18 protein-coding genes are annotated in these 17,272 nt (G+C 69.0%); 6 read left to right on the top strand and 12 right to left on the bottom strand.

Annotation, left to right across the window (positions count from 1 at the left end):
* Positions 1–38 precede the first annotated feature (38 nt).
* Positions 39–1,286 carry an acyltransferase family protein gene (locus tag ABL843_RS10760; protein ID WP_418119847.1) on the top strand — a complete coding sequence of 416 codons (1,248 nt, stop codon included), beginning with the start codon at positions 39–41 and terminating at the stop codon, positions 1,284–1,286.
* On the opposite strand, the gene ABL843_RS10755 is transcribed toward ABL843_RS10760, so the two are convergent.
* The gene (locus ABL843_RS10755; protein ID WP_418119846.1) at positions 1,198–1,644 is read right to left on the bottom strand and encodes a PaaI family thioesterase; all 447 of its coding nucleotides are present in this window, start codon (positions 1,642–1,644) and stop codon (positions 1,198–1,200) included. The two genes, ABL843_RS10760 and ABL843_RS10755, sit on opposite strands and share 89 nt — an antisense overlap.
* Before the next feature lie 223 nt (positions 1,645–1,867).
* Between ABL843_RS10755 and ABL843_RS10750 the strand changes: the two genes are divergently transcribed.
* Entirely contained in the window at positions 1,868–3,517 is a 1,650-nt protein-coding gene (locus ABL843_RS10750; RefSeq protein WP_418119845.1) for a DUF4139 domain-containing protein, read from the top strand.
* Positions 3,518–3,651: 134 nt separating this feature from the next.
* Here ABL843_RS10750 and ABL843_RS10745 read toward each other — a convergent pair whose 3' ends face one another.
* From ABL843_RS10745 to ABL843_RS10715, 7 genes are all read right to left on the bottom strand, one after another.
* Entirely contained in the window at positions 3,652–5,838 is a 2,187-nt protein-coding gene (locus tag ABL843_RS10745; RefSeq protein WP_418119844.1) for a TonB-dependent receptor, read from the bottom strand.
* A 49-nt stretch (positions 5,839–5,887) separates the two neighbouring features.
* Positions 5,888–7,405, bottom strand: coding sequence for an ABC transporter permease subunit (locus ABL843_RS10740; RefSeq protein WP_418119843.1), 1,518 nt, complete (start codon positions 7,403–7,405; stop codon positions 5,888–5,890).
* Positions 7,406–7,417: 12 nt separating this feature from the next.
* The gene (locus ABL843_RS10735; RefSeq protein WP_184636293.1) at positions 7,418–8,821 is read right to left on the bottom strand and encodes an ABC transporter permease subunit; all 1,404 of its coding nucleotides are present in this window, start codon (positions 8,819–8,821) and stop codon (positions 7,418–7,420) included.
* Between the two features lies 1 nt (position 8,822).
* Entirely contained in the window at positions 8,823–9,530 is a 708-nt protein-coding gene (locus tag ABL843_RS10730) for an ABC transporter ATP-binding protein (RefSeq protein WP_418119842.1), read from the bottom strand.
* A gap of 159 nt (positions 9,531–9,689) precedes the next feature.
* Positions 9,690–9,839 (bottom strand): type B 50S ribosomal protein L36, encoded by a 150-nt coding sequence (ykgO, locus tag ABL843_RS10725; protein ID WP_019654976.1) that lies wholly within the window; start codon positions 9,837–9,839, stop codon positions 9,690–9,692.
* Positions 9,840–9,931: 92 nt separating this feature from the next.
* Positions 9,932–10,366, bottom strand: coding sequence for a Fur family transcriptional regulator (locus tag ABL843_RS10720; protein WP_184636289.1), 435 nt, complete (start codon positions 10,364–10,366; stop codon positions 9,932–9,934).
* 55 nt (positions 10,367–10,421) lie between these two features.
* Positions 10,422–11,516: a suppressor of fused domain protein gene (locus ABL843_RS10715; RefSeq protein ID WP_418119841.1), complete on the bottom strand. Its 1,095-nt coding sequence runs from the start codon at positions 11,514–11,516 to the stop codon at positions 10,422–10,424.
* A gap of 140 nt (positions 11,517–11,656) precedes the next feature.
* Between ABL843_RS10715 and ABL843_RS10710 the strand changes: the two genes are divergently transcribed.
* The gene (locus ABL843_RS10710; RefSeq protein WP_418119840.1) at positions 11,657–12,478 is read left to right on the top strand and encodes a hypothetical protein; all 822 of its coding nucleotides are present in this window, start codon (positions 11,657–11,659) and stop codon (positions 12,476–12,478) included.
* 12 nt (positions 12,479–12,490) lie between these two features.
* Here ABL843_RS10710 and ylqF read toward each other — a convergent pair whose 3' ends face one another.
* Positions 12,491–13,447, bottom strand: coding sequence for a ribosome biogenesis GTPase YlqF (gene ylqF / locus ABL843_RS10705; protein ID WP_418119839.1), 957 nt, complete (start codon positions 13,445–13,447; stop codon positions 12,491–12,493).
* A gap of 228 nt (positions 13,448–13,675) precedes the next feature.
* On the opposite strand from ylqF, the gene ABL843_RS10700 reads away from it, so the two are divergent.
* The 3 genes from ABL843_RS10700 to ABL843_RS10690 all read left to right on the top strand — a co-directional run bounded on the left by ABL843_RS10700 (position 13,676) and on the right by ABL843_RS10690 (position 15,340).
* Entirely contained in the window at positions 13,676–14,302 is a 627-nt protein-coding gene (locus tag ABL843_RS10700) for a cell envelope protein SmpA (RefSeq protein ID WP_369658773.1), read from the top strand.
* A gap of 147 nt (positions 14,303–14,449) precedes the next feature.
* Entirely contained in the window at positions 14,450–14,878 is a 429-nt protein-coding gene (locus tag ABL843_RS10695) for a CBS domain-containing protein (RefSeq protein ID WP_126024199.1), read from the top strand.
* Positions 14,879–14,980: 102 nt separating this feature from the next.
* The gene (locus tag ABL843_RS10690) at positions 14,981–15,340 is read left to right on the top strand and encodes an HPF/RaiA family ribosome-associated protein (RefSeq protein WP_126024198.1); all 360 of its coding nucleotides are present in this window, start codon (positions 14,981–14,983) and stop codon (positions 15,338–15,340) included.
* Here the strand turns inward: ABL843_RS10690 and ABL843_RS10685 are convergent.
* From ABL843_RS10685 to ABL843_RS10675, 3 genes are all read right to left on the bottom strand, one after another.
* Positions 15,327–15,794 carry a MerR family transcriptional regulator gene (locus tag ABL843_RS10685; RefSeq protein ID WP_418119838.1) on the bottom strand — a complete coding sequence of 156 codons (468 nt, stop codon included), beginning with the start codon at positions 15,792–15,794 and terminating at the stop codon, positions 15,327–15,329. The two genes, ABL843_RS10690 and ABL843_RS10685, sit on opposite strands and share 14 nt — an antisense overlap.
* A complete protein-coding gene (locus ABL843_RS10680) occupies positions 15,784–16,203 on the bottom strand; it encodes a nuclear transport factor 2 family protein (protein ID WP_418119837.1) in 420 nt (139 codons plus the stop codon). Before ABL843_RS10680 ends, ABL843_RS10685 begins: the two co-directional genes overlap by 11 nt.
* A gap of 116 nt (positions 16,204–16,319) precedes the next feature.
* Positions 16,320–17,246, bottom strand: coding sequence for an SDR family NAD(P)-dependent oxidoreductase (locus tag ABL843_RS10675; RefSeq protein WP_418119836.1), 927 nt, complete (start codon positions 17,244–17,246; stop codon positions 16,320–16,322).
* Positions 17,247–17,272: the final 26 nt, after the last annotated feature.

The raw sequence follows: 17,272 nt of genomic DNA, 5'->3' as shown, positions 1-17,272 counted from the left end.
GCCGAGCATGGCGGCCTTCCCGCTTCGAGGAGCCGCCCATGACCGCCGATCCCGTTCCAGCAATTCCGCCCGACCACCGCCGCCACGACATCGACGCCCTGCGCGCGCTGGCTTTCCTCTTCGTCATCCTCTACCACGTGGGCATGTACTACGTGGCCGACTGGCCCTGGCACCTCAAGAGCCCGCACGCGGCCGAATGGCTGCAATGGCCGATGCGCATCCTGAACCTGTGGCGCATGGACCTGGTCTTCCTGATCTCGGGCGTGTCGCTCGGCTTCCTGAGCCGGGACCGGGGCACCTGGGGCCTGCTGCGCAGCCGGGGCCTGCGGCTGATGCTGCCGCTGGCCTTCGGCATGGCGGTGATCGTGCCCTACCAGGCCTACGCGCAGGGCGTGGCCAACGGGCTGGTCGCGCCGGGCTTCGGCGCCTTCCTGCTGCGCTACCTGTCGATGGCCCAGCCCTGGCCGAAGCAGGCCTTCGACGGCGCGGAGTTCGGCATCACCTGGAACCACCTCTGGTACCTGCCCTATCTGTTCACCTACACGGCGCTGGTCGCGCTGACGCTGCCGCTGTGGAAATCCGCTGCCGGCCAGCGGCTGCGCGCAGCCTTCAACGGCCTGCGCGGCTGGAAGCTGCTGCTGTTGCCGGTGGTGCCGCTGCTGGTCTTCACGGTGCTGCTGGCCTCGCGCTTTCCGGCCACGCACAACCTGGTGCGCGATTTCCACCTGCACAGCCTCTACTTCACGATGTTCCTCTACGGCTACTGGATGGGCGTGGACACCGGCGTGTGGAAGGAGCTGGAGCGGCTGCGCCGCGTGTCGCTGGCGCTGGCGGTCGCGGTGATCGCCGCCTTCATCGCGCTGCGCACCGGCATGAAGAGCCCGCCCCCGGGCCTGCTGATGGACACGCTGCGCATGCTCTACCTGTGGCTGGCCGTCGCGACCATTCTCGGCCACGGCCATCGCCACCTGAACCGCCCCTGGCCCTGGCTGCGCTGGGCCAACGAGTCGGTGTACCCGTGGTACGTGCTGCACCAGACGCTGATCATCGCCGGCGTGACCTTGCTGGCCCCGCTCGCGCTCGGTCCGGTCGTCGAACCCGCGCTGCTGGTGGCGCTGACGCTGCTGGGCTGCTGGCTGTTGACGGACGGGCTGATCCGCCGCACCGACCTGCTGCGGCCGCTCTTCGGGCTGAAGCTCAGGCCGCGGGCTGCGCCTTCTTCGGCAGCGCGGAAGCAGGATCTTCGACCGGAATCAGGATTGCGTTCCCCGTCGCCACGAGCTTGAGCGAATCGGCACCCTCGCCCTGCGCATAGAGCTCGGCCGCCGCGAACACCTGCGTGCGCCCGGCCTTCACCACCCGCCCGCGCGCCACGAAGGCGCGCCCGATGGCGGGCGAGACGCAGTTCACCGAGAAATGCGACGCCAGCACGCGGCCCGCCACGGTGGCGGCCGCGTAGCCGCTCACGGTGTCGAGCATCGCGCCGATCATTCCGGCGTGCAGGAAGCCGGCGTACTGGCCCATGTCCTCCTCGCGCCAGTTCATGCGCAGCTCGGCTTCGCCGTTGGCAGCGCTCGTGACTTCGAAGCCGGCCCAGCGGTTGAAGGCGGCGGTCTTGTTGATGGCCTGGATGGTGTCGAGCATGGCGGTGTGTCCTTGTCCGGGGTTGGGTGGAAAGACGATGCAACCACTCTATGAAGCACGCACCGCATCCGCCGTCGCGCGCGCGACCGGAAACGCCGTGCCGGTTGCATTGGCGACAGCGCCGCCGGCTGCATGAAGTTTTTTTGACGATGCCTTAACCCCGATCGCCGGGGCCGCCCGTATGAGCCTGGGTCATTCATCACCTTCGCTCCAGAGGCATCCCATGAAAGCATCGACTTCCGCCCTCCTCCGCGCCACCGCCGGTGCCGCCGTCCTGCTGGTCCTGAGCCTGAGCGCCCAGGGTCAGGCGACTACACAACCCGCCACGGCAGCCACCGACTCGCGCATCACCCAGGTCAAGGTCTACCCCGGCAGCGCCACCGTGGAGCGCGTGGCGCGCGTCGCGGCCGGCGCGCGCTCGATCACCTTCGCCTGCCTGCCCGCGGGGCTGGACGTGCAGAGCCTGCAGGTGTCGGCCGATGCTTCGGTGCGCATCGGCGAGACCTCGGTGCTCAGCGAGCAGCGCGAGCTCTCGGCACGCTGCTCGACCAGCCCGCTCGACGGCCGCATCCGCGAGCTCGAGGACCAGAAGGCCGCCCTGCAGGCCGAGACCGACGCGCTGGGCATGGTCACCGGCTACCTCAAGGGCCTGGCCGGCGGCAGCGGCGACGCCCCCGGCGCGCGCGCGCCGATGGACGCGCGCAACCTCGCCGCCATGACCGAGGCCATGCGCCGCACCGGGCAGGATTCACTGCTCAAGCAGCACCAGATCCAGCGCAGGCAGGCAGAGATCGACCGCCAGCTCAACCCGCTATTGGTCGAGCGCACACGCACCCAGGGCAACGGCGGCCAGGTGACGGCCGTGACGGTGACCCTGGCCGCCGGCGCCGATGCCGACGTGAAGCTCAGCTACCAGGTCAACGGCCCCGGCTGGACGCCCACCTACCGCGCGCTGCTCGACACCACCACGCGCAAGGTGCGCATCGAGCGCCAGGCGCTGGTGGCGCAGGCCACGGGCGAGGACTGGCGCGGCGTGAAGCTGGTGCTCTCCACCGGCCAGCCGCGCCGCGAGACCGCCGGCCGCCTGCCCACGGCGTGGCGCATCGGCATCGAGCCGCCGCCGCGCCCGCTGGCGGAGATGGCCTACCCCGCCGCGCCGGCGGCGGCCATGGCGCCCTCGCCCATCATGGCCAGCAAGTCCATGGACAGCCGCGAGCGCCGGACGGAGCCGCTGTTCGACGTGAGCGTGTTCGACAACAGCTTCGCCACCGAATTCTCGGTGCCGCAGGCCATCGACGTGCCCTCCAACGGCCAGCGCGTGACCATGGCGCTGGGCCAGCACGAAGACACGGCCAAGCTCGCCGCGCGCACCAGCCCGCGCGTGGACGCCAGCGCTTTCCTTGTCGCCGAACTCGACCAGCCCGCCGGCGTGTGGCCCGCCGGCCCCATGCAGCTCTACCGCGATGGCGCCTTCGTCGGCAGCGGCCGCTGGAACGCGCCCACCGATGCGCGCCTGACGCTTTCCTTCGGCCGCGACGAGCTGGTGCGCGTGCAGGCCGAGCCCGAGCGCGACAACCAGGGCACGGGCGGCTTCGCCGGCTCGCGCGCCGAGCGCAAGGTGCAGCGCGCCTACGTGGTCGAGAACCGCCACCGCACGCCGATCACCGTGCAGGTGCTCGAAGCCGCGCCGGTCTCGGTGGACGAGAAGGTGCGCGTGGCCTCGGAGTTCTCGCCGCAGCCCGCCGAACTGGCCTGGAACAAGCAGCCCGGCCTGGCCATGTGGCAGCTCGACCTCGCGGCCGGCCAGACCGCACGCGTGACGGCCGACTACACCATCGGCTATCCGAAGGACGCGCGGCTGCAGATGCGCTGAGCCGCCTGCTCCGTCAGAAGTCGAACTTGGCCGACAGCTCGAAGGTGCGCCGCGGCGCCAGCAGCACCTGCGAGGTCGCGCGGCCCACCCAGGTGGCGTAGAGCTTGTCGGTCAGGTTGCGCACGCGGAAAGTGTCAGAAGTCGAACTTGGCCGACAGCTCGAAGGTGCGCCGCGGCGCCAGCAGCACCTGCGAGGTCGCGCGGCCCACCCAGGTGGCGTAGAGCTTGTCGGTCAGGTTGCGCACGCGGAAAGTCAGCAAGGCGTTGCGCATCCTGTAGCTCACCGCCGCGTCGAGCGTGGTGAAGCCGTTGATGCGGATCTCGTTGGCGTTGTCGGTGTACATGTGGCCCGTGTGATTGAGCGAGGCGAAGTACTCGAACTTCGATCCCTCGGGCCTGTAGGTCGCGAAGAGATTGGCCACCCGCTCGGGCACGTTCGGCGGCGTCTTGCCCACGCGCGAGACGCCGCCGGCCTCGATCAGCGTGTCGTAGCGCGCGTCGAGCGCCGCCAGGTTGCCGGCCAGCGTCCACTCTCGCGTCGGCTTCCACACGGCCGAGAGCTCCACGCCCCGCGAAGACTGCCGCCCGTTGTTCACCGTGTTGCGCGCATCGTTGGGGTCGCGCGAGAGCACGTTGTCGAGCTCGATCCTGTAGAGGGCCGCCGTCCACTCCAGCTTCGCCTCGGGCAGGCTCTGCTTGAAGCCCACCTCGGCCTGCTTGCCGCGCGACATCGGAAAGGCCGCATTCGACGCCGACAGCAGGAAGAGCGAGTTCACCGGCAGCGTCGCGTTGGTGTACTGCGCATACACGCTCGAATCCGGCGTGATGTCGTACACCGCGCCGATGCGCCCCGAGGTCGAGCGGTAGCTGGTGCCGAAGCGGGTGTAGCTGCCCAGGTTCAGGTCGGCGATGCCGCGGTCGACCTCGGTGCGGTCGTGGCGCAGGCCGCCCACCAGCGTGAGGCCGCGCACCGGCTTGATCGCGTCTTCCACGAAGGCCGACGTGACCTTCACGTTCGACGTGGTGTTGGTGCGGTTGCCCGCGCCCGTGGTGAGTGCGAGGCTGTCGTTGAAGGGCGCGATGTACGGGTCGAACACCGGCACGCGCAGCAGGTTCGCGGTGGCTGCGCTGCCGTTGGAGAAGCGGCGCTGGCTGCCGAAGCGCGTCTCGCTGTATTCGCCGCCGGCGACGAAGCGGTTGTCCATGCCGCCGAGCGTGCCCTTGTGCGTGGCGTCGAAGCGGTTCAGCCAGAAGCCCTGGTCGTGGGTGATCAGCGTCTGGTCGCGCGCGATGCTGGCGGGCGCCACGAAGACCGCGCTTTCGGAGTTGCGGAACACGCGGTTCGCCTTGTTGGCCGAGAACTCGTTGCGCCACGACCAGCCGCCGTCGAGCTGGCCCGTGAGCCGCGCGCGCAGCCAGTAGGTTTCCGACGAGTTCTCGTCGTCGGGCACGTTGTAGTTGCTGCGTGCAAGGCGCCGGTCGATCACGCGGCCGTCGGGCGTGCTGACCACGTCGGTCGGCTGCGTGGCGAAGCTGGCCGGCACCAGCGGCGTACCCCAGTAGGCCTGGTTGTTGTCGCGCAGGTAGTCGAACGAAAGATCCAGCTTCACCGAGCCGCCGAAGTCGACCATCAGCCCGCTGGTGAAGTGGTCGATGCGCTCGCCGTTGCGCGCGATGGTGCCCACCTTCGTGTCGTTGCGGCTGTAGTCCAGCCGGTAGGCGCTGGCATCGCCCAGCGCGCCGCCGAAGCCGAATGCAGCGCGCGTGGAACCGTAGCTGCCGTACGAGAGCAGGGCCTCCTTGTTCGGGTTGCTGCGGTCGGGCCGCTTGGTCACGAAGTTGACGACGCCGCCAATGGCGCCCTCGCCGTCGAGCACCGAGGCCGGGCCCTTCAGCACCTCGATGCGCTCGTAGTTCCAGATGTCCTGCACGCGGTTGGTCACGCCCGCGCCGGAGCTGCGCACGCCGTCGTACAGGTACATGAGGCTGGTGAAGCCGCGCGTGGACAGCGTGGTCGGCGACGACGGCGGCCCGCCGCCCGACAGGCCCGCCATGCCGCGCAGCGCCTCGCTGAAGGTGCGCGCGCCGCGCTGCTGCATGGTGTCCTGCTGCAGGATCTCGACCGAGGCCGGCGTCTCGCGCACCGAGAGGCCGAGGCGCGAGGCCGTGCCGCTCGACTCCTCCAGGTGCAGGCCGCTGGCGTCGCGGCTGCCTTCGACGGTGATGGTGCCGAGCTCGCCGCCGCCGGCCTGCTGCGCGTACGAAACCTGGAATGCGGTGGCTGCGGCCATCGCCATGGCCGTGCGGATGAGGGTTGTCATTGGATTGATTGCAAGGAATTGCGGGGAGAAAAGAAAAACCGGGTGGCCGCTACGCGACCGAGAAGCGCCGCAGCCGCCACGCCGCGAGGCCGAACAGCAGCAGGCTCGGCACCAGCAGCTGCATCACGGCGATGGCCGCCTGCCCGCGCACGAGGCCGGCGGGCTCTTCCTGCCAGGCGAATGCGGGAATGCGGTCGAACTCGGCGGGCACCAGCGCGTCGCGCGCGTCGATGCGCGGGGAGAAGAAGCGCTTCCAGGCCTCGTGATAGGCGATGGTCTGGGCCTCGAAGCGCGCCTGGCGCCGTGTGCCGGTGCCGGCCAGCGCCGTCATGCCCTCGTAGGCCACCGCTGCCGGAGACACCGCGCTGAAGCGCGCGAGCAGCACCTGCTGCCCGGCCTGCTGCGCGTCGAATCGGTCGAGCTCGGGCTTGATGGCCTCGTCGACTTCCTTCTCGATCAGGTAGTTGCCCAGCGCACGGCCGGCGATCTCGACCTTGCCGTCGCGCGGCACGAGGATCGCGCCGCGGCCCACGTGCCGGTAGTCGGTGCTCATCAGGTCGGCGTGGCGCTTCATCGCCTCGGCGGTGACGATGCGCTGCCGCGTGGCCAGTTCGGTGCGCGAAGGCGCGGGGCTGGCCTGCGTCACTGCAAGGTTCAGCAGCACCGGCGCCACCAGCACCAGCAGCACCCAGGCGATGACGAGCACCATCGCGTTGGTCGCCGACGAGGCGCCGAAGGCATTCACCGCCACCACCAGCGCGAACCAGAAGAGCACGTAGGCCCCCACCAGCAGCGCCCACCACCACAGGGCGGCACCCGGCGAGCCGGCCAGCCCGGCCTGCCGCGCCACCAGCAGCACGGCCACCGGCAGCAGCACGGCGGGCCCCAGCAGCACCGCCGCGCGCACCGTGAGCTTGCCGGCGAGCAGCGTGCGCAGGCGCAGCGGCTGCGACAGCAGCAGCCTCAGCGTGCCGTTCTCGCGCTCGGCCGAGAGCAGGTTGTAGCCCAGCGCGAAGATCAGCAGCGGCAGCAGGTAGACGATGACGAAGGCCAGGTCGAAGTGCCCGCTCAGCAGGTGCCAGGGGCTTTCGATGTCGCTGGGGTTCATGAACACCACGCGGCTCTGGTTCGTGACCTTGAACTGGCTCGGGTACAGGTCGCTCTGCCCCAGCGCGACCGGGCCCAGCGGCGCGGTCGGCAGGATCGCGTGGTGCCCGCCGTAGCCGCTGGCCATGCGCGAAGGATCGGCCGGGTTCTCGAAGGGCGTGGGCTGCGCGGTGCCGGCGAGGATGCTTTCGAGCAGCGCGCGCTGCGCCGCGCGCGTGTCGCGGTCGGCCTGCGCGACAGCCGCCTGCGCGCGGTCGCGGCTCGCCGTCTGCAGCAGCCCGTTGCCGAGCGCATAGGCCACCAGCAGCAGGAACAGCAGGCCGACGGCCCACAGCGTGCGCTCGGCGAGCATCAGGCGGCATTCCTGGCGCATCACGGCCAGCAGCCGGCGGCCCTGCGGCGGATCGACGATGGAAACGGGAACGGGGGAAGAAACCGAGGAAGAAGTGGTCGTCGTCATGTACGGCTTGCCTCAGAGCGCGCGCTGCCGCGAGGCGGTGAATGCCGCGAAGGCGGCGGCCAGCAGCAGGCCGGCGCACAGCACGGCGAAGCTGCGCATCTGGTGCATCAGCGCCCAGGCCGCGCGCGGCGGCTGGTAGTCGAAGGGCGGCACCGTCGCCCACAGTTCGGGCGTCGCCTGGTAGGCGAAATGCTGGTCGCCCAGCGGGTCGGCGTGCGCCACCAGGTCTTCGCTCATCAGGTCCTGGATATGGCGGCGATGCAGCTCGGCGGCGGTGGTGAAGCTGCGGTGGTGCGCGAAGTCGGTGCCTGCCATGCCCATCGAGAAGCTGCGCACCGCGAGAACGGGCACCAGCAGGCCGCTCCATTCCTGCACCGCCTGCTGGCGCTCCCAGGTGTCCCACAGGCGGCCGTAGTGGCGGTCGTACACGGGGTACGAGGCCTGGTCGTCCAGGCGCAGCGCGATGCCCCACTTGCTCAGCGGCACGTCGCGCCCCCAGCGCTCGGTGGAGCCGAAGTTCTTCTGCCACACCTCGTCGGACACGGTCTTGAGTTCCGCGCCGAGCTGGCGGTTGAACTCCAGCCGCGTCGGGCTCGGGAACCATGCGCGCGACAGCTCCGAGAGCACGCGCGGCGCCATCACCGCCTGAGCGATCCAGATGGCCAGCAGCAGCGTGATCGCCATGCGCGAGGTCGAGCAGGCCGCGGAAACGCCGAGCACCAGGAACACGAAGATGCCCAGGTACACGGCATAGCCGACGGCCCATGCGCCCAGCCTGAGCAGCGCGTCGAGCCGCTCGCCGTCGTCCGCGCCCGCCCCCACGACGATGGCCGCGACAAGCCCTGCCGGCACCAGCAGCACGGCCAGCGACGCCGTCAGCGCCAGCGCCTTGCCGCCCAGCAGCCGCAGCGGCGACACGCCCAGGCTCAGCGTCTGGCGCAGGATGCCTTGCTCGCGCTCGGCCGCGAAGGCGTTGAAGCCCAGCACGATCACCAGCAGCGGGCCCAGCACCTGCAATATCCAGCCGACCGAGAGATTGCCGAAGCGCTGCAGGCCGGTCGCGTCCTGCGCCGCGTTGAACTTCACCTCGCTCTGGCGATGCGCCTGCAGCCACACGGTGCTGCCGATGAAGAGGTTGATGCCCGGGTCGATCATCGACAGCACCGCCTCGGGCTTGAAGGCGTGCATGCCCTGGTGCGCGGCGTCGTGCGGATGGCGGCGGTCCTGCCGAAGCCAGTCGCGGTAGTCCATGGCCTGCGCGGCGCGCTGCTCGGCCTGCGCGTCGCGCTGGTGCGCCCAGCCCACGGCGAGCGCGGTCAGCAGCAGCACCGCCACCAGTCCACCGGCCCAGTGGAGGCGCCCGTCGCGCAGGCGTTCGAGGAATTCGCGGCGTGCGATCCAGTTCACGAGCTGCATGTCATGCCCTCATGTGCGCCAGGTAGAGGGACTGCAGGTCGGTGCGCGCGATCTGCGCCTCGCCGTCCAGGCTCTCGACGAGGCGGCCGCGCTTCATGATCCCGACGCGCGTGGCGGTCTGCTGCGCGTGGAACAGGTCGTGCGTGGTGGTGAGCACGGCTACGCCGTTATCGGCGGCGCGGCGCAGCAGGCCCGAGAACTCGCTCGCGGCCTGCGGGTCGAGCCCCGAGGTGGGCTCGTCGAGCAGCAGCGCCTTCGCCTGCTTGGCCAGCGCGACCGCGATCCACACCTTCTGTCGCATGCCCTTGGAGTAGGCCGACACGCGCCTGTCGGCCGCTGCATGGTCCAGCCCCACCTCGGTCATCAGCTCCAGCAGCCGCTCGCGCGGCAGCTCGCGGCCCAGCGCGAGCCCGGCGAAGAAACGCAGGTTCTCCAGCCCCGAGAGCGGCCCGTACAGCGTGACCTGCTCGGGGATGTAGGCCACGTGCTGCTTGGTGGCCACCGGGTGGCGCACGACGTCGATGCCGTTGATCTCCACCGCGCCGGAGGTCGGCTCGACGAAGTTCAGGAACAGGTTGATGGTGGTGGTCTTGCCCGCGCCGTTCGCGCCCAGCAGGCAGTAGATGTCGCCCGCGCGGATGTCGAGGTCGAGGCTGTCGAGCGCGGTGTGCGCGCCGTATTGCTTGGTGAGGCCGGTGGCTCGGAGCATGGAGGAAACCCGGTGAATGGAAGGACGAACGGGACGCGCGCAGGCACGCACCGGCGCACGCGCGCCGAGGCGGTCAGTCGATCGTTCGTTTGTTCGGTGTTGGGGAGATTCGGGCGCCGGCTCTTCAGTCGCCGCGCCCGTCAGCGGCGCATGCGCTCCTCAGCGCTTGTGCCTGTTCTTCGCGCCGCCCTGTCTGGCCTTGAAGCGCGGATTGGACTTGCAGATGACGTAGGTGCGGCCGCGCCGCGTCACCACCTGGCAGTCGCGGTGGCGCTTCTTTGCTTCTTTGAGCGAGGACAGGACTTGCATGATCGGATCGGAACCAGAGGATTCGGACCCGCGACTATACGTTATTGAGAATTCATTCTCAATAAATTGAAAGCCGGATGAAAGCCGACTGGTCAGTGCGCCTTGTCGGCCGCTCCCGAGCAAGACGCGCACACCCCGTGCAGCGTCACCTCGTGGCTGCTGACCTTGAAGCCCTCGGGCACCAGGTCGTCCATCGGCCCGGGGCAGGAATGCAGCATGTACACCTGCCCGCAGCTGGAGCAATGGAAGTAGTGATGGTGATGGTCGGCGTGCTTTGCGCCGCGGCCCGCCTTGCCATGCGCCTCGGGCTTGCACGCCACCTCGTAGCGGGCGGGCTCGCCGGGCAGCTCGACCTTGGCGATCTCGCCGTCCGCCAGCAGCAGCGAGACCTGGCGGTAGACGGTCGAGAGGCTGATCTCGGGAACGATCTCGCGCGCATGCGCCAGGATCTGCGGAGCGGTGAGGACGCGGCCTGCGTCGCTGAAGGCGGAGAAGACGGCGTTGCGTTGACGCGTGAGACGTTGCATCTGGAGTCGGGTTGCTGGCGATTGGCTGGCTGTGGGCTGGCGTGGGGATGACCGGTCAGCCTACGGTGCCGACAACGTTCCCCTGCGGGTCCCTGATTGTCGTCTTCTGCACCTTCCAGCGCACGGCGCCAAGACCCTGCACCTCGTAGGTGCCGGCGACCGGCTTCAGCGTGCGGGCCAGCTCGCGCACCGTGGCATCGGAAAGCCGCAGCTTGAGTCTGCCGTCTTCTTCGGAAACGCTGTCGGTCTCGCCGTGCGCGAAGACCAGCGCCCGCTCGCGGCTCGCGAAGTGGAAGTCGCGCCCGAAAGGCAGCCGCAGCGGCAGCAGCGCGACCAGCTCGTCGACCTGCCGCGCGCCCAGCGTGATCTCGGTGACCGGCGCGCGCAGCAGCCGCTTGCTCGTCTCCCAGCCCAGCACTTCGGTGAAGAGAAAACCGCTGGACGAGCCCTCGCGCGCCGCGCCCTCCTCCACGCGCCCGCGCACTTCGGCATCGTCGAGCAGCGAAGGCCGCCCGAGGTCGGTCACCCACAGCGGCATTGCCGGCAGCAGCGCGTCGAGCAGCCGGCGCGTGTCCCAGCGCTTGCCCGCGCGCTCCTCGTCTTCCGTCAGGCCCACGACCTGGATGAAGCTCACGCGGCCGTTGGGCGTGTCGATGGCCGGCAGCTCGGGATCGAACACGAAGCCCATCGAGCGGATCAGCGTCTCGCGCTCCAGCGCGATGGGACCGTTGGCGGTCATCCAGTGGCCGTCGTCGAACACGTTGCCGCTCTTGAACACGTAGCGCGCGAGGTTCTGCAGGAAGTTGATGGCCCATGCGGGCGGCTCTTCGTCCTCCGGCTCGCAGGCGAGGCGGAAAGTGAGTTCGAAGCCGTAGCCGCTGGTTTCGGCGACGTCCGACTCCTTGGTGTAGAGCTCGCTGAGCCCGTAGCTCAGGTAGTGCCAGTGCGGCACCGGCTCCATGCGCTTCCACACGCTCACGCCGTCCAGCGGATCGGGCCCGCCGAGCATCCACTTGATCACCGTGCCGTAGTGCTTCGGCCCCTGGCCGGGGTAGAGGCGCTCCATGGCGGCGGTGATGGCGTCCCAGCCGGGCGAGAGGTCGTCGTCACCACCGTCGTCGTTGCCTCGGTCCTGCGCTGCTTCGGTCATGTCGCTCCTTGCGATGTGGATGCGGCGAGCCTACACCGCGCCCCTGACGCTCCCGATGCCCCGGCCGTCCTCAGGCAGATGTCAGGCCCGCATGGCATCCTCGTGCGCCGGACAGATAGCTTTTCCCTGGAGAGAACAAATTGAGATGGTTCCATCGGCGGGATGCGCTGGTACTTTCTGCCGCATGCGCCGCAACCGCCCTGCTGGCCGCCTCGGGCTGCGGGCAGTCGCAGGATGCGCCCGCATCCGCCCCGACAGCGCCGCCCCAGCCGGGCAGCATCGAGATCACGCAGGCCGACATCGACTGGTTCCGCCGCAGCCACGCCGAGTGGGTCGGCTGCGAATCCGGCGCGCCCGCCATCGTGCCGCCCGACATGACGCTCGAGCAGTTCGGCGACGTGCTCGATGGCGGCAGCTCGCCGGTCTTCGACCGATTCGTGAACGTGGCGGCCGCCTTCTTCCTGCACGCGAGCTTCGTGGCCGGCCACTATGCCTTCCAGCCGCCCTTCGAGAAGCGCGCGGCCTTCGACGTGACCGAAGAGCACATCCGCCTGCTGCAGCACGCGAACTGGAGCAGCTTCGTCATCGACTGCAAGCGCCCGTACGGCGACTTCACGCACTTCGAGATCGACATGGCCGACATCCTCGGCCTGCCCATCACCAAGGACGCCAAGGGCTACGCGCAGATCGGCAAGGAGGCCGAGAAGCGCATGAACGCGCTGCACGCCGACGTGCTCCCCACGCTGCAGGCCTACATCCGCTTCGCGCGGCTCAGCCCGGGGCGCTACGTGGTGCCCGGACGCGGCATCGCGCAGACGCGCGGGCGGCCGCTGTGCAGGCCGGTGTCGGCCACGCGCGTGGCGATGTATCAGCGCGCGCTGCAGGCGGCAGGGCCGCGTTCCGATTCGCGCAGGGTCGCCGCGCTCGACGAAGCGGCGGCCGCGCTGTTCGCGCTGGACTGAGCCGCGGCCGATTCAGCCTTCCGGCGCCGCCTCTGCCTTCGGCTTGCCCTTCTGCTTGCGCGCGGCCTTCTTCGCCGCGCGCTCGGCGTCGGCGCGCTGGCCGTCGGCCAGCCACACGGCGAACTCCCCGGGCGTTTCGAGGGTGATGCGCCCGAGGTTGCCGGCGCGGAACTCGTGCATCACGATCTCGGCGGCCTTCTGCAGGTTGACGCGGCCCTTGCCCAGCAGGGCGCCGCGCTTGCGGCCGATGGTGTCGAGCAGGGCTTCGTCCTTCATGCCGGCCATGGTCTCGGCGTCGAGCTCCACGAGCTTGAATCGCGCGGCCAAGCCGGCGGCGTAGTTGGCCTTGAGGTAGCCGAGCAGTTCCAGCGCCACTTCCTCCTCGTCGAAGGCGTTGCGCCCCACCGCGCCGCTGGCCGCGAGGTTGTAGCCGCTCTTGGGCACGATGATGCGCGGCCACAGCATGCCGGGCGTGTCCCACAGGTAGAAGTCGTCGGCCAGCGTGATGCGCTGCTCGAGCTTGGTGATGCCGGCCTCGTCGCCGGTCTTGGCCTTGCGCCCACCGGTGAGGGTATTGATGAGGGTGGACTTGCCCACGTTGGGAATGCCGCAGATCAGCACCCGCATCGGCTTGGCCAGCCCGCCCCGGTTGGGCGAGAGTTCGTGGCAGGCCTTCACGATCTGCTGCGCGGGCGTGATCTGGCTCGCGTCGAGGGGAATGGCGCGGGTGGCGGGCAGCGCGTTGTAGTGCGCCAGCCAGAGGGCTGTGCGCGCGGGGTCGGCCAGGTCCTGCTTGTTGAGCACCTTCAGCGTGGGCCTGCCGGCCGTGAGCTCGGCCAGCATCGGGTTGGCGCTGGAGCCCGGCAGGCGGGCGTCGAGCAGCTCGATGACGACGTCGATGTCCTTCACCCGTTCGGTGATGGCCTTCTGGGTCGAATACATGTGACCGGGGAACCACTGGATCGCCATCGGTGGGCTCTTCTTTCTTTTCGCGCTGTCTCTGTGAATTCGGGTGGGCGGCAGGGCCGCCGGGGCGCATTGTGAACCGGGAACCTGAACGCAAGCTGGTTGCTACGCTTTCGATAGCTGCAGGCGCTCATTCTGCCTTCGCTTGGGGGTTGTTCGCTCCTAGAATCCCTTCGCTGCCGAGGACAGCGATCCCGCAGCGATTCCAACAACTCCGAGGGAAATCCACAAATGCTCAAGCGCCTTGCCGCTGCCGCCCTGCTGGCAGCCACCGTCGTGCCCGCGTCCATCACCGTCGCCCATGCCCAGCGGCCCTCCCCGCCGCCCGGCCCGCTCGTCAGCGGCTACCTGTGCTGCAACATGCGCACCTACGGCGATTCGATCAGCGACATCAACTACGACGAGCAGGGCACGAGCATCGTCGCCGTCGGCACCCCGGCGCGCATCACGGCCTACGACTTCCGCTGGTTCAGCCTCGAGCTCGCCGGCAAGCAGCAGCGCATCAAGAACGACTACAGCCGCAACATCCCGTTGCCGGCCTTCGCGCAACGCTACGTGGTGACTGCCGACCCGAAGCAGAAGCTGGCGACCTTCCCCGCGCCGGTGCGCGAGGCCATCCTCGCCGGCAAGGTGATGCCCGGCATGACGCGCGAGCAGGTGCTGATGGCCATCGCCTACCCGGTGGCCAGCGAGAACCCGAGCCTCGACGCCCCGGTGTGGCGCTACTGGCGCGACAGCTGGTCGGAGTTCCAGGTGCAGTTCGACGAGAAGGGTCTGGTGAAGACGGTGGTCGGCGACGCAGTGGCGCTGAACCGCGTGTTCATCGCCACCCCTGCGGCCGCGGCTGCGCAGCCTTAAGTTCTCGCGCATTGCGCGTGTCTTGCACACACGCGCAATCCCTTAGAGTTTTTTGCGCCGCGCGGTCATTCATCGCCCCTATGATTTGAGCGAGTGCGGCGCCCGAGCGTCGGTCGAATCGAAACCCCCTTCATGGAGTTGCACACGATGAAACCCGTCTCCGAACTGCTCAAGCGCCATGATTCCGCGGCATGGCGCACCTCCCCCGACACCAGCGTGTTCGACGCGCTCTCCATCCTGGCGCGCTTCGAGGTCGGCGCGCTGATGGTGATGGACGGCGAAAGGCTGGTGGGCTTTCTCTCCGAGCGCGACTACACCCGCAAGGTCGCGCTGCAGGGCAAGAACTCCAAGGAAATGAAGGTGCGCGAGATCATGACGCCCGACGTGATGACCGTGACGCCGCACACCCGCACCCGCGAGTGCATGGCGCTCATGAGCCAGCGCAAGTTCCGCCACCTGCCGGTGGTCGATGGCGACAGGGTGGTCGGCATGATCTCCATCCAGGACCTGATGGACGACATCATCTCGGACCAGGAAGCCACCATCGAGCAGCTGACCACCTACATCCAAAGCTGATTGGGGCCTGCCCGTCGCGCGGGTAGGAACCAGACCTACGGCCCACCCGGCGCCGCACGGTGCAAAGTGGACCTTCGTTCATCCATCCAGCGGGGATATTGCATGCAGATACAGGTCAACACGAGCAACGGCATCACCAACAAGGACGCGCTGGAGCGCTGGGCCGACACCGAGATCAAGCAGAACCTGGGCCGTTTCGTCGACGACGTGACGCGCGTCGAGGTGCACCTGAGCGACGAGAACCACGACAAGGCCGGGGGCAGCGACAAGTGCTGCGTGATGGAAGCGCGCCTGGCGCACCACCAGCCGCTGGCGGTGACGCAGCACGCGGCCAGCCTCGACGAGGCTTTCCGGGGCGCCTCCGACAAGCTCAAGCGCCTGATCGAGAACACGCTGGGACGGCTTCACAACCACCGGGACAGGGGTTCGATCCGCACCGACCCGGGCTTCATCGCCGAGTAGCGCCGCTTCCGCGCTTCCCCGGCGCGGGCAAGGGTTCCGCGGCAATGAGCGGCGGGCGATGCCCGCTGGCCATCCACTCGTCGTAGAAGTCGATCTTGCGCTCGACAAGCGACAGCGCCCTCTTCCACTCGGCGATGGTTTCGTTCACGCGCTCGCGGTGAGCGGCGAGCATGTCGCGCCGCTCGCGCAGCGTGGTCTTGCCCTGCAGCGCGAGCGCGGTGTATTCGCGCATCTCGGCGATCGACATGCCGGTGCGGCGCAGCCGCTCCATCAGGTCGAGCCAGCCGACATGCAGCTCGACGTAGAGGCGCCGGCCGCCCTCGTCGCGCGCCACGCCGGGCACGAGCCCCTGCGTCTCATACCAGCGGATGGCGTGCACCGTGCGGCCTGTGCGCTTGGCCAGTTCGCCGATGTGGAAGGGAGAGCCCCTTTTGGTGGCTTCCTCAGCCGGCATGGACGACGGCCGGAGGCTGCAGCGCCTCCTGCACCAGCGCGGTGTCGAAGTATTCGGTCAGCTCTTTCACCTTGCCTCCTTCGAGTCGGTAGACGTAGCAATAGCGGTTGTTGTAGCGCTTGCCGGCCTTGGTGGGCACGTCGCCGCTGAAGAGCACCACCACCCGGTCACCCTCGGCAATGATGCGCTCGGTCCTGCTCCTGTAGGGTGCGGCGAACTGGGCGAAGAGCGGGTCCAGCAGCTCCTCGCGGATCGCCTTCTTGCCTTGGTAGGTGCGCGACCAGGCGGTGCTGCCTTCGAGCTTCCAGCTCGCGTCGTCGGCGAGGCTCTCGACGAAGGGCCGGCCGTTGCCCTTGTCCAGCTCGTCGTGGATGTGCTGGATCAGGGCCTTGTTGTCGATCGTGTTCATGACTCGATTTCCTTGCTTTGAATGAATGAACCGGACATCCGGTGAATTCATTGGAAATGCTCGAGTGCGCTCAAGGTCAAGCGCGCCATGAACACGGTGCCGGGCCGAACCGGTGGTCAGCCCCGCTTCGCGTTCGCCATGCCCTTGGCGACTTCGTTGGCACCCTGGGCCGCGCCGCTTTGCGGCACGACCTCGCCTTCGCGGTCGGTCACTTCCGACAGGCGCGCCGCCAACTGCTCCGGCGTGTCGGCCTCGATGCCCAGCCAGGCGCCCTGCGTCAGCGTGATGTGCGCGGCCTCGAAGGTGCCGGCGCCCGCGCAGAGGACGGTGCGGTTGGGCGCGTCCTGCCCGGCCAGCACCAGCATCGCCGGCACCACCGCTTCGGGGCGGAAGGCTTCGAGCATTTCCTTGGGGAACAGGTCCTCGGTCATGCGGGTGGCGGCCGTGGGCGCCAGGCAGTTCACGCGGATGTCGTTCTTCGCGCCCTCGATGCTCAGCGTCTGCATCAGGCCCACCAGCGCGAGCTTGGCCGCGCCGTAGTTGCTCTGGCCGAAGTTGCCGTACAGGCCTGACGAAGAAGTGGTCATCACGATGCGGCCGTACTTCTGCTCGTTCATCAGCGCCCAGACGGCCTTGGTGCAGTTCACGGCGCCCATCAGGTGCACGTCGACCACCAGCCTGAAGTCGGCCAGGTCCATCTTGGCGAAGCTCTTGTCGCGCAGGATGCCCGCGTTGTTCACGAGGATGTCGACGCGGCCCCAGGCGTCGACCGCCTCCTTGACCATGGCCTGCACCGCCTCGAAGTCGGTCACCGACGCGCCGTTGGCAATCGCCTCGCCACCGGCCGCCTTGATCTCGTCCACCACCGCCTGCGCGGCGCTCACCGAGCCGCCGGAGCCGTCGCGCGCGCCGCCCAGGTCGTTGACCACCACCTTCGCGCCGCGCGCGGCCAGCGCCAGCGCATGCTGGCGGCCCAGGCCGCCGCCCGCGCCGGTCACGATGGCCACGCGGCCCTTGAAATCGAGGTTGCTGCCGTTGCTCATGTCTCTTTGTCGCCTTCCATGGGAGT

This window comes from Variovorax sp. 350MFTsu5.1, assembly GCF_048302515.1.
GTDB classification, from domain to species: domain Bacteria; phylum Pseudomonadota; class Gammaproteobacteria; order Burkholderiales; family Burkholderiaceae_C; genus Variovorax; species Variovorax guangxiensis.
This window is presented reverse-complemented; position numbering and strand designations above follow the sequence as displayed.

Bases quoted from the DNA above. Each gene is read 5' to 3' on its own strand.
- ABL843_RS10760 (WP_418119847.1), top strand. From the start codon at position 39: ATGACCGCCGATCCCGTTCCAGCAATTCCGCCCGACCACCGCCGCCAC.
- ABL843_RS10755 (WP_418119846.1), bottom strand. From the start codon at position 1,644: ATGCTCGACACCATCCAGGCCATCAACAAGACCGCCGCCTTCAACCGC.
- ABL843_RS10750 (WP_418119845.1), top strand. From the start codon at position 1,868: ATGAAAGCATCGACTTCCGCCCTCCTCCGCGCCACCGCCGGTGCCGCC.
- ABL843_RS10745 (WP_418119844.1), bottom strand. From the start codon at position 5,838: ATGACAACCCTCATCCGCACGGCCATGGCGATGGCCGCAGCCACCGCA.
- ABL843_RS10740 (WP_418119843.1), bottom strand. From the start codon at position 7,405: ATGACGACGACCACTTCTTCCTCGGTTTCTTCCCCCGTTCCCGTTTCC.
- ABL843_RS10735 (WP_184636293.1), bottom strand. From the start codon at position 8,821: ATGCAGCTCGTGAACTGGATCGCACGCCGCGAATTCCTCGAACGCCTG.
- ABL843_RS10730 (WP_418119842.1), bottom strand. From the start codon at position 9,530: ATGCTCCGAGCCACCGGCCTCACCAAGCAATACGGCGCGCACACCGCG.
- ykgO (WP_019654976.1), bottom strand. From the start codon at position 9,839: ATGCAAGTCCTGTCCTCGCTCAAAGAAGCAAAGAAGCGCCACCGCGAC.
- ABL843_RS10720 (WP_184636289.1), bottom strand. From the start codon at position 10,366: ATGCAACGTCTCACGCGTCAACGCAACGCCGTCTTCTCCGCCTTCAGC.
- ABL843_RS10715 (WP_418119841.1), bottom strand. From the start codon at position 11,516: ATGACCGAAGCAGCGCAGGACCGAGGCAACGACGACGGTGGTGACGAC.
- ylqF (WP_418119839.1), bottom strand. From the start codon at position 13,447: ATGGCGATCCAGTGGTTCCCCGGTCACATGTATTCGACCCAGAAGGCC.
- ABL843_RS10700 (WP_369658773.1), top strand. From the start codon at position 13,676: ATGCTCAAGCGCCTTGCCGCTGCCGCCCTGCTGGCAGCCACCGTCGTG.
- ABL843_RS10695 (WP_126024199.1), top strand. From the start codon at position 14,450: ATGAAACCCGTCTCCGAACTGCTCAAGCGCCATGATTCCGCGGCATGG.
- ABL843_RS10690 (WP_126024198.1), top strand. From the start codon at position 14,981: ATGCAGATACAGGTCAACACGAGCAACGGCATCACCAACAAGGACGCG.
- ABL843_RS10685 (WP_418119838.1), bottom strand. From the start codon at position 15,794: ATGCCGGCTGAGGAAGCCACCAAAAGGGGCTCTCCCTTCCACATCGGC.
- ABL843_RS10680 (WP_418119837.1), bottom strand. From the start codon at position 16,203: ATGAACACGATCGACAACAAGGCCCTGATCCAGCACATCCACGACGAG.
- ABL843_RS10675 (WP_418119836.1), bottom strand. From the start codon at position 17,246: ATGAGCAACGGCAGCAACCTCGATTTCAAGGGCCGCGTGGCCATCGTG.